The sequence below is a fragment of the Roseateles sp. PN1 genome, assembly GCF_038419725.1.
In the GTDB taxonomy this organism is placed as follows: Bacteria; Pseudomonadota; Gammaproteobacteria; order Burkholderiales; family Burkholderiaceae_C; genus Paucibacter_A.
In genome coordinates this window covers 15,387-29,400 of the sequence record NZ_JBCARA010000022.1, presented here as the reverse complement: position 1 = coordinate 29,400, position 14,014 = coordinate 15,387, and the positions used below count along the sequence as shown (strand labels likewise).

Below are 14,014 nucleotides of genomic sequence, written 5' to 3'. Positions count from 1 at the left end.
GCGGGGTGGAGCAGTCTGGTAGCTCGTTGGGCTCATAACCCAAAGGTCGTAGGTTCAAATCCTGCCCCCGCAACCAATATTCAGTTGTTCGTCGATTCAGAATGCAGGTCGGCGAAATAGCAAAAAAAGAGCCGCCCAACCAGAGCGGCTTTTGTTTCAGATCAGTCGCGGGGTGGAGCAGTCTGGTAGCTCGTTGGGCTCATAACCCAAAGGTCGTAGGTTCAAATCCTGCCCCCGCAACCAAATATCGTAAGTCATTGACTTACGTTGATAAGACGCCAGCCGTGAGGTTGGCGTTTTGCATTCTGCGGCACAACTTGTGCCGATCCCGTGCTGCGGGATCGTGGCATTTCAGTTCAGGACTGGTTCGCGCCGAGAGCTTGCGGCGTCGTGCGTAGCTCGCAAATCTCCGAAGTCCTTTGGCGCCAACCGAAAACCCTGCCGGCGCCTCTTTTGCGCTGGCTTGCGACCTCCGTGGCTCGCGCTGCACTGGCCTTGCTAAGGCGACAGGCTTATCGTTCGAGTTAGGCCACCGCAGCTCAGGCTGCGCACCGCTCACTGTGCCATCTCTCCGGATGACTTGCCCCATGCCCGGCAGTGCAGCGTGATCGGAAAAGCCGGCCTGCCCGGCTTCCCAAATGGTTCTACTGCAACCGCCGGGCTCGGCATCAAGCCAATGCTTTGAGCAAGGCCTGCGCCACAGGTTCAGAAGACGCCGGGTTTTGACCGGTGATCAGCAACCCATCGGTGACGACGTAAGGCTGCCAGTCGGCGACCTTGGAGTAGACGCCGCCCTGTTGCACGAGCATGTCTTCAACCAAAAATGGCACCACCTTCGTCAGGCCAACGGCTTCTTCTTCGGTGTTGGTGAAGCCAGTCACCTGCTTGCCTGTCACCACCGAGGCACCGGCGGGCGTTTTGGGGTGACGCAGCACGCCTGGCGCATGGCAGACGGCGGCCACAGGCTTGCCGACGTTCAGCATGTTTTCGATCAGGGCGATGGAGTTGGCGTCTTCGGCCAAGTCCCACAGCGGGCCGTGGCCGCCGGGGTAGAACACGGCGTCGAAGTCAGTGGCCGACATATCTTTCAATTTGAGCGTGCTGGCCAGCACGGCTTGGGCGGCGGGGTCGGCTTTGAAGCGCCGCGTGGCTTCGGTTTGCGAGGCCGGGTCATCGCTCTTGGGGTCCAGCGGAGGCTGGCCGCCCAGCGGCGAGGCCAGGGTGATGTGGGCGCCGGCGTCCTTGAAGGCGTAGTAGGGCGCGGCGAATTCTTCCAGCCAGAAGCCGGTCTTGGCGCCCGTGTCGCCGAGTTGGTCGTGAGAGGTCAGCACCATCAAAATCTTTTTCATGTCTTTTCCTGGGTAGGGGTGAAGTGGCGACTTGAAGTCGCGCACAGAAGTCGTGAATTCAATTCACGAAGCGGTCTTTAGTCTTTGGCAACGCGCACGATCAACTTGCCGAAGTTCTTGCCTTCGAGCAGGCCGATGAAGGCCTGCGGGGCGTTCTCCAGGCCGTCGACGATGTCTTCCCGGAACTTGATCTTGCCTTGCGCCAGCCATTGGCCCATGTCTTTGGCGAACTCGGGATAGCGGTGGCCGTAGTCGTCAAAAATGATGAAGCCTTGCATGCGGATGCGCTTGGTCAGCAGGGTGCGCATCAGCAGCGGCGAACGGTCGGGGCCGCTCGGCAAGGCGGTGGCGTTGTATTGCGCAATCAGACCGCAAACCGGCACGCGGGCACCGGTGTTGAGCAGGGGTAAGACGGCATCAAACACCTTGCCTCCAACGTTTTCAAAATAGACATCGATGCCGGCTGGGCAAGCCGCGGCGAGCAGGGCGGGCAGATCGGGGCTGTGGTGGTCGATGCAGGCGTCGAAGCCCAGCTCTTCTACGGCGGAGCGGCATTTGTCGGCGCCGCCGGCAATGCCCACCACGCGGCAACCCTTGAGCTTGGCGATTTGCCCGACCACTGAGCCCACCGCGCCGGTAGCAGCAGCCACTACCACGGTCTCACCGGCTTTGGGCGCGCCAATGTCCAGCAAACCCATATAGGCGGTGAAGCCGGGCATGCCCATCGCGCCCAGGGCGTAAGACAGCGGGCCCAGCTTGGGGTCCAGTGGGGTCAGGCCGCTGCCGTTGGACACGGCATAGTCCTGCCAGCCCGCAAAGCCCAGCACCCAGTCGCCCACCGCGAATTTGGGGTTGTTCGATTGCTCGACACGGCTGACGGTGGCGCCCACCATCGGGTCACCCAAGTTGACGGCGGCGGCGTAGCTGGCCGCATCACTCATGCGACCGCGCATATACGGGTCCAGCGACAGATACACGGTGCGCAGCAGCACTTCGCCGGGGCCGGGGCTGGGCACTGCAGTGCTGGCCAGATGGAAGTCGGCGGCGGTGGGTGCCCCTACGGGGCGGGCAGCCAGTTGAATTTGGCGGTTATGGCTTGTGGTTTGAGTCATGTGATGGCCTTAGAAACTGTGTTCGGAAAAGCGTTTAAAGCGCGGCGGTGAGAATGCGGCGGCTGATGTCCGGGCTCAGATCGCGGTGCTCGCTGAGTTGCGTCATGCCGTGCGCTTCGAGCTGGCGGATGACGATGTCGATCACCTCCGCCCCCAGGCCGTAGTCCTTCAGGCGGGTGGGAATGCCCATGGCCTCGAAGAAGGCGCGGGTCTTGGCGATGGCGGTACCGACGCGTTCCTCTTCACTGCCGGTGGTGATGCCCCACACCCGTTCGCCGTACTGCAGCAGCTTGGCGTGCTTTTGCGTGCGGCGCTCCTCCAGCAGGGCGGGCAAGACGATGGCCAGGGTGCGGGCATGGTCGATGTTGTGCAGGGCGGTCAGCTCGTGCCCGATCATGTGCGTTGCCCAGTCCTGCGGCACGCCGGCGCCGATCAGGCCGTTCAGGGCGAGGGTGGCGGTCCACATCAGGTTGGCGCGATCGTCGTAGACGGGGCTGGGTGCGTTCAGCAAGCGCGGGCCGATCTCGATCAGTGTCTGCAGCAAGCCTTCGGCGAAGCGGTCTTGCACCGCGGCATTGACGGGGTAGGTCAGGTATTGCTCGATGGTGTGAACGAAGGCGTCCACCACGCCGTTGGCGATTTGCTCGGGCGGCAGGGTGTAGGTCTTGGTCGGGTCCAGCACCGAGAACAGCGGGAACACCTTGGGGCTGCGGAAGGGGCGCTTGGCGCCGATGTCGCGGCGGGTGATCACCGCACCCTCGTTCATCTCCGAGCCGGTGGCCGGCAGCGTCAGCACGGTGCCGAATGGCAGCGCCTGGGTGACCTTGCTGCCCCAGCTGGTCAAGATGGCCCAGGGGTCACCTTCGAACAGCGCGGCCGCGGCGATGAACTTGGTGGCGTCGATGACCGAGCCGCCCCCCACGGCCAGCAAGAAGTCAAAGCCGCCCTCGCGGACTTGTTGCACCGCCTTCATCGCGGTTTCAAAGCTGGGGTTGGGCTCAATGCCGCTGAAGGTGCTGTGCTGGCGCGTGCCCAGGGCTTCGCGCACTTCGCCCAGCGTGCCGGTCTTCTCGGCGCTGGCGCCGCCGACCACGATCAGCACCCTAGCGTTGGCGGGTACAAGCTTGGCGAGGTCGGCAATGCGGCCCTGGCCGAAAACGATGCGGGTGGGGTTGTGATAGTCAAAGTTCAGCATGATGTCCTCGGGAGGGAGTGAAAAAGTATTTGCAAATGATTCAAATAGACCGGTCAACTAGTTGGGTGTGAAAAATCGGAGCAAGCGGCCCGAAGGCCATTGAAACGTTTGAAAACTGCGTGTTCTTGGCGGCTAAACCGCCGCAGGCGCCAACAGCAATTCGGTGCTGCGCAGCGCATGCTCGAACGGGCTGCCATCGCGGCGCAGCTTGGCCAGCAAGCTGGCACCTAGCCAAAGTTGGTAAAGCGTCAAAGCGGTATCGCTCGCGTTCAAGCCCTCGGCGACCGAGCCATCTTGGCGCGCCTCATCCAGGCATTGGGCGATGCGCTGAATCACGCGGTCCGTGCCCTCACGCAAGGTGAGCCGCATCGCTTCCGAGATATCCGCCACTTCGGCACTGAGCTTGACGATCAGGCATTTGGCGCCAGCCGGCGCCTGTGCGCAATCGCCGTCGCCAACTCCACCATCAGCGCCACATTGGCTGACGTTCCAATACGACCAATAGCGCATCAAGCGCGCCCGCGCCGTGCTGCCATCGGTCTTGAGCAAGGTGTCGAGCCTAGCCAGGTAGTCGTCGATATAGCGCTTGAGCAGCTCTTCGCCAAAGCGTTCTTTGGAGCTGAAGTAGTGATAGAACGAGCCCTTGGGCACATTGGCCACCGTCAGGATCTCCGCCAAGCCCACGCCCACGAACCCCTTGCTGGCAATCAAGCGCTCGCCGCAGTTGAGGATGTGGTCTTTGGTTGCTGAGTGCTCGTTTGCCATGCCGCAATCATCGTGCAAATAGACCAGTCGTCTAGACGCCTTGCCAAATTACCCGAGCGGGGTGCTGGGTCTTTTGCCGCAGGCGGAGGGAGGCGCCGAAGTTTGCGGTGGCCGAGGCTGATCTTCGGCGCCGCAGGCTGGAACGGTGACGGCGCCGCTGGCTTAGAACTTGTCCGCCAGCCGACCACGGCTATTCGCAGATAAGTTCTTAGTACTGGTCGCCGAAGGCGAAGATGGGCTTGCGGTTCTGCCAGCGCCCCTCGGTAAAGTCGGGGAAGGGCAGGGTCTTGAAGCCTTCGGCAATTGACTGCTCGGACAGCGGCGTGATGGCGCTCCACGCCACTGCATCGTAGACGTCGATGGGCATGGGCGCTTGTGCTTTCAGCGCCTCGACGAAGGCGTGCACCACAAAGAAATCCATGCCGCCATGGCCGGCGCCTTCGGCCGTGGCCGCGTACCTCTTCCACAGCGGGTGATCGAACTTGTCCTGATAGGCCTGAAAGTCTTCCCAGGCATGCGGCTTGCTGACGCCTTCGATGTGCACCGAGCGGTTGAGGTCCATCCAGATCCCGTCGGTGCCCTGGACCCGAAAACCCAAGGAGTAGGGCCGCGGCAGCGAGGTGTCGTGCTGCAGCAGAATCGTCTCGCCGTTCTGGCAGGCCAGGGTGGTGGTCACCACATCGCCCAGCTGATAGCTTTGCTTGGCATTGGGGTGGTCCTTGGTGCCCATCTTCTTGCCCACATAGTCCTGCAGGCCGCGCGCCTTGCTGGCGAAGCTGTTGATGTGGGTGAAGCGGTTGCCGCGATGGATATTCGTGAACATCGCGCAAGGGCCGATGCCGTGGCTGGGGTAAAGCTCGCCATTGCGCCGCACCGAATGCTGGGTGCGCCAGCGCGCCTCGGACCAGGCCTTGGCGCCGCTCTCAACGCCGCTGCCATAGGGCTTGGCCGGGTCGCCGGAGTTGAACTTCACGGCCCGCAAATCATGCTGGTAGCCGCCTTGCAAATGCACCAACTCGCCGAACATGCCGGCGCGCACCATCTGCAGCACTGCCATCACATCGCGCCGGTAGCAGACGTTTTCCAGCAGCATATAAGGCGTGCCGGTGCGTTGCTGGGTGCGCAGCACATCCCAGTGGTCTTGCAGGCTGATGCCGGCCACCACTTCGCAACCCACCGCAATCTTGGCGTTCATCGCGTCAATCGCCATCGGCGCATGCAGCTCCCAAGGCGTGGCGATGATGACACCGTCCAGGTCTTTGCTCTCCAGCAGCGCACGGTAGGCGAGTGCATCGCCGCGTTCACCGTAGATGCGCGGCTGGGGCTTTTTGAAGCTCTGGCACATGGCCAGGGCGCGGCCCAGCATGATGGGTTCGATATCGCACAGCGCCACCACGTCCACGTCATCGCGCCGCAACAACGCCTTGAGCAAGACCTGACCCCGCATGCCGGTGCCGATCAAGCCCAGGCGCAGCCGCCGGCCCTTGCCGCTGGCTTGTGCCCAGGTGGGCAGGGTGCTCGCGCCCAGCGTGGTGGCCAGGCTGGCGCTTGAGGCGCGGAGAAATTGGCGGCGGTGAAGTGTCATGGCATGCGGGTTGTGTTGCTGGGGCCGTTTATTCGTCGAACAGGCTACCGGCCGCTTTAGGCGGCGTCACGCCCAAATGCTTGAAGGCCGCCAGGGTGGCGACGCGGCCGCGCGGCGTGCGCTGCAAATAGCCTTGCTGGATCAGATAGGGCTCGATCACGTCTTCGATGGTGCCGGCCTCTTCGCCGATGGCGGCGGCCACGTTTTCCAGGCCCACCGGGCCGCCATCGAAGCGGTGCACGATGGCCTCCAGCAACTTGCGGTCCATCAGGTCAAAGCCTTGCGGGTCCACATCCAGCATGGCCAGGGCTTTGTCGGCCACTGTTTTGCCGATGTGGCCGTTGCCCTTGACCTCGGCATAGTCGCGCACCCGGCGCAGCAAACGGTTGGCAATGCGCGGCGTACCGCGTGAGCGGCGGGCAATTTCCAGCGCGCCCATCTCATCAATCGGCGTGTTCAGCAGCGCCGCCGAGCGGGTGACGATGCGTTGTAACTCGGTGGCGGTGTAGAACTCCAGGCGCGCGACGATGCCGAAACGGTCGCGCAGCGGATTGGTCAACATGCCGGCGCGGGTGGTGGCGCCAACCAGGGTGAAGGGCTGCAGATCGAGCTTGATGGAGCGGGCGGCCGGCCCTTCGCCAATCATGATGTCGATTTGGTAGTCCTCCAGCGCCGGGTACAGAATTTCTTCCACCACCGGCGAGAGGCGGTGAATCTCGTCGATGAAGAGCACATCGTTCTTCTCGAGGTTGGTCAGGATGGCGGCCAGATCTTTGGGTTTTTCCAACACCGGGCCTGAGGTTTGACGCAGGTTCACGCCCAGCTCGGCAGCGATGATGTGGGACAGCGTGGTCTTGCCCAGGCCAGGTGGGCCGAAGAGCAGCACATGGTCCATGGCCTCGTCGCGCTTGCGGGCCGCGCCGATGAAAATCTCCAGCTGTTCGCGCGCCTTGGTCTGGCCCACATACTCGTCCAGCAGCTTGGGCCGCAGGGCGCGTTCAATCGCTTCTTCGCGCGGCGAGCTGGGGTTGGCGGCGAGGACCCGCTGCTGCGGGGCGCTGGCGAAGTCGTCGGTCTGTATGCTCATTTGGACAGAGCCCGCAAGGCCAGCTTGATGCCGTCGCTAACGCCCACATCCGGCGGCAGGGCTTTCAGCGCCAGGCCCGCTTCTTTCTCGCTATAGCCCAGGGCGATCAGGGCTTGCAGGATGTCGGCCTGGTTGTCGCTGCCCACGCTGACCGGGCCGCCCAACTCGGCGCCAAGCTTGCCCTTCAGCTCCAGCAGCAGGCGCTCGGCGGTCTTTTTGCCGATGCCCGGCACTTTGACCAGGCGGCCGAGTTCTTGTTTGGTGACGGCTTGCGCCAACTCCGCCACCGACAAGCCCGACAGCAGGCTCAAAGCCATCTTCGGTCCCACGCCGGTGATCTTGATGAGCTGGCGGAAGGTGCCGCGCTCTTCGCTGCTCAGGAAGCCGAACAGGATTTGCGCATCTTCACGGACCACGAAATGGGTCAGCAGCGCGACCTTCTCGCCCAGGCCGGGAAGGTTGTAAAAGGTGCTCATGGGCACGTCGACTTCATAGCCGACGCCCTGCACATCGATGAGAACCTGCGGGGGCGATTTTTCCGCGATGACGCCAGTGAGTCGACCGATCATCGGCCCATTATCGGGCCGCCAAATCAGTTGCGGCCGAAGAGTCCGAGCCGCTGCGCTTCGAGCGCCGCTTCGGCCCGCGAGGAAACGTTGAGCTTGCGATAGATCTGCTTGACGTAGTCTGCAATCGTATGGCGGGACAGGCCCAGTTGCACGCCGATTTCGGGCAGGGTGTAGCCCTTGGCCACGCGCAGCAAGACCTCGGTTTCGCGGTCCGTCAGCGAGACTTCGTGCAGCACAGCTGCCACTTGCGGGCGCTTTTGATTGGCGAAATGCGCGATCACCTTGCGGGCGATGGAGGGCGACAGTGGCGGCTCGCCCTGGCTCATGCGCTGCAGCTGTTCAAACAGCAGTTCGCGCGATTGTTCTTTCAGCAGATAGCCAAAAGCACCGGCTTGCAGGGCCGGGAACAGGTGTTCGTCGTCGTCGTGAATGGTGACGATGACCGACTGCGCCTCGGGCTGGCGCTCGCGCAGCGCGGCAATCACGTCCACGCCCGAGCCGTCGGGCAGGCCCAGATCCAGCAAAGCCAGGTTGAAGCGCTGGCTGTTCACCAGGGCCAGGGCGTCCTGCACGCGTGAGCATTCGGTGATTTCGGCGTTGACGAAGACCTGCTTGACCAGGGCTTTGAGCCAAGCACGAATTTCCGGAATGTCTTCCAGCAGAAGGATATGGTCCATGGTCTTGTGATTTTCCCAGTAGTAGGTCGCTGAAGCGGCGCGCGACGCGCAGCCGTTCGGCAGGCTAGCCGCTTAACGGTAAGGCTTTATCGGCTCACTGCCAAGGGCAATGAAGCCGGCGCAGGGCATTTTCAGAGCGGAATCGTGAGGCGGATCACGGTTCCCCAGCCGGGGCCGGACTCCACCAGGCATTGGCCGTGCATTTGTTTGGCGCGCGACTTCATGCTGGCCATGCCGTGGCCACGGTCCAGGCGCCCGTCCAACTCGGCCGGAATGCCCTGGCCGTTGTCTTGGATGACGACTTGAAAGTCCCCTCCCTGCACATTGCAGCTGACCGTGCAGTGGGTGCCGCCGCTGTGCTTGATGATGTTGCTGACCGCTTCGCGGAAGATCCGCGTGGTCTGCACATAGGCCCGGGCCGGCAAAGTGTGCTCCACATCTTCGGCCGGCGCCTTCCACTCAGCCAGGATATTGGCTTGGCCCAGGCGCGACACCACTTCGGCCCGCCAGTCGCCCAAGGCGTCCAGCAATTGCACCGGCTTGCCGGTCAGGCCACGCACCGATAAGCGCATTTCCTCCAGCGCCTCACGCGCCAGGGTGGAGATGCGATCCGACTCGCTGGTGTGTACGATGGTCAGCAGCTTGGCACCCAAGTCGTCATGCAAATCGGCGGCAATGCGTTTGCGCTCGCGCTCGGTGACTTGCTCCAGCTTTTGTTCCACGGAGGTGGCGAAGTTGCGCTCCATCTCGGCAACGCGCTCACCCATGCGCTGCTCCAGCTGAATTTGCTGCAAATCACTCTCGCGCCGGGCGCGTGCGAAACCGGCACAGAAGTGCAGGCAAAGGCCCACCATGATCAGCGGCAAGCCCAGGCCAAGCCAAAGGCTCCAGCGCAGCGCCGCTTCGGGCGTCAGGCTCAAGTCCAGCGCCAACTCAGCCAACAGGGCGCCGCCGCTCAGGGCCAAAAGCAGGCTCAGCCAACGCAGGTCGCCGTTGGCCCCATCGTCCACCGGCAAGTTGCTACGCAGGGCCTGCCAACGTTGGCGCAGATACCAAGCCAGCAGCGCCAACAACTCCACGACCAGCAGCCCATGCCAGGCCTGGCTGAGCCAGCCGCCGAATGATCCGCCTGCCAGCATCAGGCTGACGGGCATGAAAAGAGTTTGCAGCCACATCAGCTGTTCCAGCTTGGGCTGCTGCACCGCCAACTGGCGCAGCAGGTATTGCGCGCCAAAGTTCAGCACCAAGGCCAGCGTCAGCACGCAAGCGGCTTGCAGCCACAGCACGGGGGCGGGGCTGGCGTAGTGCAGCACTTGGTAGGCCACGCCTGCCAGCATCATGCTGCCCAAGCAACTGAGCTGCGCCTCACGGCGGTAGAGCTTGGCGACGATGCTGCTCATGACGCTCAAAACCAGCAGCATGCCGGTCAGCCACTGCTGGGCCAGGGCGGCTGAAAAACCCAGCTGCAGCGCCGCGGGCTCAAGCGCTGTGCTCGCCTGAGCCAGCAGGCCGGTGGGCAGCAACAAGGTGCCGGTGGCCAGCAGGACCAAGGCGGCTTTGCTCCGCAGGCTCACCCGCGACAGGCCGACGCGCATCTTTTGTTTGATTTTTTGCATGAGGGGCGATTGTGCAGGAGCTATGTGACCCTGGATGCCCCTGTGTCTGCGGGGGGTGATGGTGGCGCCGGGCGACAATAGGCCGGTGTGGTGGGCGGATAACAGCAAGTGCATCTGTCGATATCCGCGGGCACGAGCGGCTAGGCACGGCGATTCGTCGAGGGCCTGCAACGCCCAAACCCTTTCACGGCCTCCTATTGCCCACCTTCACTCCCTTCACGTTCTCTCAAGAAAGTGCTTTTGTGATTCTTCGCCTTGACTTCACGCCGGTCGACAACAAGCGCTTGGCCCACCTCTGCGGCAGCCTGGACGAACACCTGCGCCAGATAGAGGTCGCCATGGCCGTGCGCATCAGTCGCCAGCATGAGCATTTCCGCATTGACGGTCTGAAGCCGGCAGCCCTGCGCACGCAGCAATTGCTGGAGTCGCTGTATGAGCGCGCCCGCCGCGCCATTCCGCCCGAGACCCTGCAACTGGCGCTGGCCGAAGCCACTGCCGAACTCATGGCCACGAATGCCAAGGGTGGATCATCAAGCGCAGCGAAAGGCCGCAAGGGCGCCACCAAGGCCGCTGCCGAGCCCGCGCCTGCAGCGGCCGCTGCCGTCGACACAGCCGCACTGGTGCTGCGCACCCGCCGCCCCGACTTGGCCGGCCGCACGGCGCGCCAACACGAATACCTGCGCCACATCATGGCGCACGACATCACCTTCGGCCTCGGGCCGGCCGGCACCGGCAAGACCTTTTTGGCCGTGGCCTGCGCGGTGGACGCGCTGGAGCGCAGCACGGTGCAACGCATCATCCTGACCCGCCCGGCGGTGGAAGCCGGTGAGCGCCTGGGCTTTTTGCCTGGCGATCTGACCCAGAAGGTCGACCCCTATCTGCGCCCGCTGTACGACGCGCTCTACGACTTGATGGGTTTCGATCGCGTCACCAAGGCCTTTGAGAAGGGGCTGCTGGAAGTGGCGCCCCTGGCCTTTATGCGCGGGCGCACGCTCAACCATGCCTTCGTGATTCTGGACGAGGCGCAGAACACCACGCCCGAGCAGATGAAGATGTTCCTGACCCGCATCGGCTTCGGCAGCAAATGCGTGGTGACCGGGGATACCAGCCAGGTGGACCTGCCCAAGGGCACGCTGAGCGGCTTGGTCGATGCCGAGCGAGTCTTGGCCAAGGTCAAGGGAATTGCCATGACACGTTTCACCAGTGCCGATGTGGTGCGCCATCCGCTGGTGGCCCGCATCGTTGAAGCCTACGAGGCCCGCAGCGCCTTGCAGGCCAAACAAGAAGCCCAAGCCATCAAGAGGAGCGCTGCATGAGCCAGCCGGAATTGAATTTGTCCCTGCAGTTTGCTGACCCACGCCACCGCGCCCTCTTGCCCCGACACAAGGTGGCCAAGTGGATCCGCGCGGCGCTGGAGTTGCCGGGTGAGATCACCGTGCGCATCGTTGGCGCCGAAGAAGGCCAGCGCCTCAACAAAGAGTTCCGCGCCAAGGACTACGCCACCAATGTGCTGACCTTTGACTACAGCCATGAGCCGGTGGTCTGCGCCGACCTGGTGATTTGCGCCGAGGTGGTGGAGCGTGAGGCCCTGGACGCCAAAATCGACATCGCCGCTCACTATGCCCATATGCTGGTGCACGGCACCTTGCATGCCCAGGGTTACGACCACGAGGAGGACGACGAGGCCGCCTGCATGGAAGCGCGTGAGACCGAGTTGATGCTGGCGCTGGGTTTCGCCGACCCTTACTGATTGGTTGATTGATCGCCTGACTGCCTGTTGCCAAGCGTGGCGCGGCAGCTCAGTGGCGGCTGCTGAGGTAGCGCTTGCGCCAGAAGAACAGGCCCAGCCCTAAGCCCACCGCCAGCATCAGACCGAAGGCGAACCAAACGCCGGTGGCCTTGTGAATCAGTGGCAGGCCATCGAAGTTCATTCCGAAGATGCCGGTGATCAGGTTCAGCGGCAGGAAGATGGCGGTCAGCACCGTCAGCGTGCGCATGATGGCGTTGGTGCGGTGGCCCAGGGCCGAGAAGTGCATTTGCACCGCCGCCTCGCTGGAGGACTCCAGGCGCCGCACATGGGTCAGCACCCGCTCGATATGCTCCAGCACATCGCGTGAGCGCACCCGCAGCAGTTCCCGCTCCCGTTGAATCTTGGCGTTATCGCTGGCCGGCCATTCGTCCAGCGAGTCGATCCATTCCTGCACCGCGCTGCGCTGGTCTTCGCTGATTTCTTCCAGCCGGTGCAGCGCGTCGCGGGAGGCCAGCAGCAGGGGCCAGTTGTCGAAATGGGTGTGGCCGTCCATCAGCGCGCGCTGCAAGCTGCCCAGGTGGCGGCTGAGCTGGCGGCGCAGCTCCAGAAAATTGTCCACCAGGTGGTTGACCATGCGCAGCATCAGCTCGGCCGGGCTGCTGGGCAGGCGCGAGCTACCGCGCAGATCGCGCCCTTCGGTCAGCTGCCCCAGCTTGTCGGCGAAGAACTCGCGCACCGAGCAGGCATCGGGGTGGATGGTGATCAGCACATGGTCAAACACCGCGAAGCCGAGCGGGCTGGTGTCGATGTTTTTGAGCGCCGTCTCAGCCGCAGCAAGATTGGCCTTCACATCGTCTGGCGCTGGTTCTTCACCGGCCGGCTGGGCGGCCAGGCGCTGGAAGATCATCAAGTCATACCAAGACGTGTAGTCGAAGTTTGAGGCCAGCTGCGGATTGAGCAGGTCGGCGATGTGCAGATCCACCAGCTGGCCGCAGTCCCAGCGCTGCAAGGCCAGTTGCAACTCCAGGTATTGCTGATCGAATTCCTTGCGCGCATAGCTGATCCACAAAAAGCCTTCGGCGGGGCGGTCCGAAGGCAGCTGGGCCAGCTCGATGAAGTGCTCGTCGTGGATGTGGAAAAAGCGCATGGGCTGTGGCGGAAGCGGCTGGAGGAACGGGCTTAGGCCTTGCCGGCCTTGAGCAAGCGGGCAGCTTCCAGTGCGAAGTAAGTCAGCACGCCATCGGCGCCGGCGCGCTTGAAGGCCAGCAGGGCTTCCATCATTACCGCGTCATGGTCCAGCCAGCCATTCGCGGCGGCGGCCTTGATCATGGCGTATTCACCGCTGACCTGGTAGGCGAAGGTGGGCACGCGGAACTCGTCCTTGACCCGGCGCACGATGTCCAGATACGGCATGCCGGGCTTGACCATCACCATGTCCGCGCCTTCGGCCAGATCCAGCGCCACTTCGCGCAAGGCCTCGTCGCTGTTGGCGGGGTCCATCTGGTAAGTCTTCTTGTCGGCCTTGCCCAGATTGGCGGCCGAGCCCACCGCATCGCGGAAGGGGCCGTAGAAGGCGCTGGCGTACTTGGCGCTGTAGGCCATGATGCGGGTATGGATGTGACCCTTGGCCTCAAGCGCCTGGCGGATGGCGCCGATGCGGCCATCCATCATGTCGCTGGGGGCCACGATGTCGACGCCGGCCTCGGCCTGCACCAGCGCTTGCGCGGTGAGCAGCTCGACGGTGCGGTCATTGATGATGTAGCCGCGCTCGTCCAGCACGCCGTCCTGGCCATGGCTGGTGAAGGGGTCCAGGGCGACGTCGGTCAGCAGGCCCAGCTCGGGCACTTGGGCTTTGAGGGCGCGCACCACGCGGGGCACCAGGCCGTCGGGGTTGGTGGCTTCGATGCCGTCGGGTGTTTTCAGGCTGGCGTCGATGACCGGAAACAGGGCCAGCACCGGAATGCCCAGGTCCACGCATTCACGCGCCACATCCAGCAGCCGGTCCAGGCTCAGGCGCGACACGCCGGGCATGGACAGCACGGGCTCGACCCGGTTGGCGCCCTCGTGCACAAAAACGGGAAGTATCAGATCGCTGCTGCGCAAACCGTTTTCACGCACCAGGGCGCGGGTGAAGGCGTCACGGCGCAGGCGGCGCGGCCGGCTGGCGGGAAAGGGGGCGGGAATAGCACTTTTCATAGTGGGCATGCGGCGGCTAGGGGGCTGATGTGGGCGGCGGCGCTGAGGCGTCACCGTATCTGGCTGAGGCGGTTTCGCGCTGAAATTGCTCAATCTAAGCAATTGCGCGTACT

At 63.5% G+C, this 14,014-nt stretch carries 13 protein-coding genes and 1 tRNA gene; 3 read left to right on the top strand and 11 right to left on the bottom strand.

Features of this window, described 5'->3' with window-relative positions; translation table 11 throughout:
* The first annotated feature begins 166 nt into the window (after nt 1-166).
* A tRNA-Met gene (locus tag AABB87_RS22635) sits at nt 167-243 on the top strand.
* A gap of 425 nt (nt 244-668) precedes the next feature.
* Here the strand turns inward: AABB87_RS22635 and AABB87_RS22630 are convergent.
* The 9 genes from AABB87_RS22630 to AABB87_RS22590 all read right to left on the bottom strand — a co-directional run bounded on the left by AABB87_RS22630 (nt 669) and on the right by AABB87_RS22590 (nt 9,955).
* Nucleotides 669-1,349 carry a type 1 glutamine amidotransferase domain-containing protein gene (locus AABB87_RS22630; RefSeq protein ID WP_341973577.1) on the bottom strand — a complete coding sequence of 227 codons (681 nt, stop codon included), beginning with the start codon at nt 1,347-1,349 and terminating at the stop codon, nt 669-671.
* Nucleotides 1,350-1,426: 77 nt separating this feature from the next.
* Nucleotides 1,427-2,461 carry an NADP-dependent oxidoreductase gene (locus tag AABB87_RS22625; RefSeq protein ID WP_341973576.1) on the bottom strand — a complete coding sequence of 345 codons (1,035 nt, stop codon included), beginning with the start codon at nt 2,459-2,461 and terminating at the stop codon, nt 1,427-1,429.
* Between the two features lie 34 nt (nt 2,462-2,495).
* Nucleotides 2,496-3,656: an iron-containing alcohol dehydrogenase gene (locus tag AABB87_RS22620; RefSeq protein ID WP_341973575.1), complete on the bottom strand. Its 1,161-nt coding sequence runs from the start codon at nt 3,654-3,656 to the stop codon at nt 2,496-2,498.
* 132 nt (nt 3,657-3,788) lie between these two features.
* A complete protein-coding gene (locus tag AABB87_RS22615) occupies nt 3,789-4,421 on the bottom strand; it encodes a TetR/AcrR family transcriptional regulator (protein WP_341973574.1) in 633 nt (210 codons plus the stop codon).
* A 208-nt stretch (nt 4,422-4,629) separates the two neighbouring features.
* The gene (locus AABB87_RS22610) at nt 4,630-6,006 is read right to left on the bottom strand and encodes a Gfo/Idh/MocA family protein (protein ID WP_341973573.1); all 1,377 of its coding nucleotides are present in this window, start codon (nt 6,004-6,006) and stop codon (nt 4,630-4,632) included.
* Between the two features lie 28 nt (nt 6,007-6,034).
* A complete protein-coding gene (gene ruvB / locus AABB87_RS22605; protein ID WP_341973572.1) occupies nt 6,035-7,093 on the bottom strand; it encodes a Holliday junction branch migration DNA helicase RuvB in 1,059 nt (352 codons plus the stop codon).
* Complete coding sequence (gene ruvA / locus AABB87_RS22600; RefSeq protein WP_058721937.1) at nt 7,090-7,662, bottom strand: Holliday junction branch migration protein RuvA; 573 nt, start codon at nt 7,660-7,662, stop codon at nt 7,090-7,092. The genes ruvB and ruvA overlap by 4 nt, the downstream gene beginning before the upstream one ends.
* Nucleotides 7,663-7,685: 23 nt before the next feature.
* A complete protein-coding gene (locus AABB87_RS22595; protein WP_058721938.1) occupies nt 7,686-8,339 on the bottom strand; it encodes a response regulator in 654 nt (217 codons plus the stop codon).
* A gap of 131 nt (nt 8,340-8,470) precedes the next feature.
* On the bottom strand, nt 8,471-9,955 hold the full coding sequence (locus AABB87_RS22590) for a sensor histidine kinase (RefSeq protein WP_341973571.1): 1,485 nt from the start codon (nt 9,953-9,955) through the stop codon (nt 8,471-8,473).
* A gap of 242 nt (nt 9,956-10,197) precedes the next feature.
* On the opposite strand from AABB87_RS22590, the gene AABB87_RS22585 reads away from it, so the two are divergent.
* Together AABB87_RS22585 and ybeY are read left to right on the top strand one after the other, a co-directional pair.
* Complete coding sequence (locus AABB87_RS22585) at nt 10,198-11,271, top strand: PhoH family protein (RefSeq protein ID WP_341973570.1); 1,074 nt, start codon at nt 10,198-10,200, stop codon at nt 11,269-11,271.
* Nucleotides 11,268-11,705: an rRNA maturation RNase YbeY gene (ybeY, locus tag AABB87_RS22580; RefSeq protein WP_058721940.1), complete on the top strand. Its 438-nt coding sequence runs from the start codon at nt 11,268-11,270 to the stop codon at nt 11,703-11,705. Before AABB87_RS22585 ends, ybeY begins: the two co-directional genes overlap by 4 nt.
* Before the next feature lie 49 nt (nt 11,706-11,754).
* Here the strand turns inward: ybeY and AABB87_RS22575 are convergent, their stop codons facing one another.
* Both AABB87_RS22575 and hemB read right to left on the bottom strand, forming a co-directional pair.
* Nucleotides 11,755-12,852: a magnesium transporter CorA family protein gene (locus AABB87_RS22575; RefSeq protein WP_058721941.1), complete on the bottom strand. Its 1,098-nt coding sequence runs from the start codon at nt 12,850-12,852 to the stop codon at nt 11,755-11,757.
* Nucleotides 12,853-12,884: 32 nt separating this feature from the next.
* On the bottom strand, nt 12,885-13,901 hold the full coding sequence (hemB, locus tag AABB87_RS22570) for a porphobilinogen synthase (RefSeq protein WP_058721942.1): 1,017 nt from the start codon (nt 13,899-13,901) through the stop codon (nt 12,885-12,887).
* Nucleotides 13,902-14,014 lie beyond the last annotated feature (113 nt).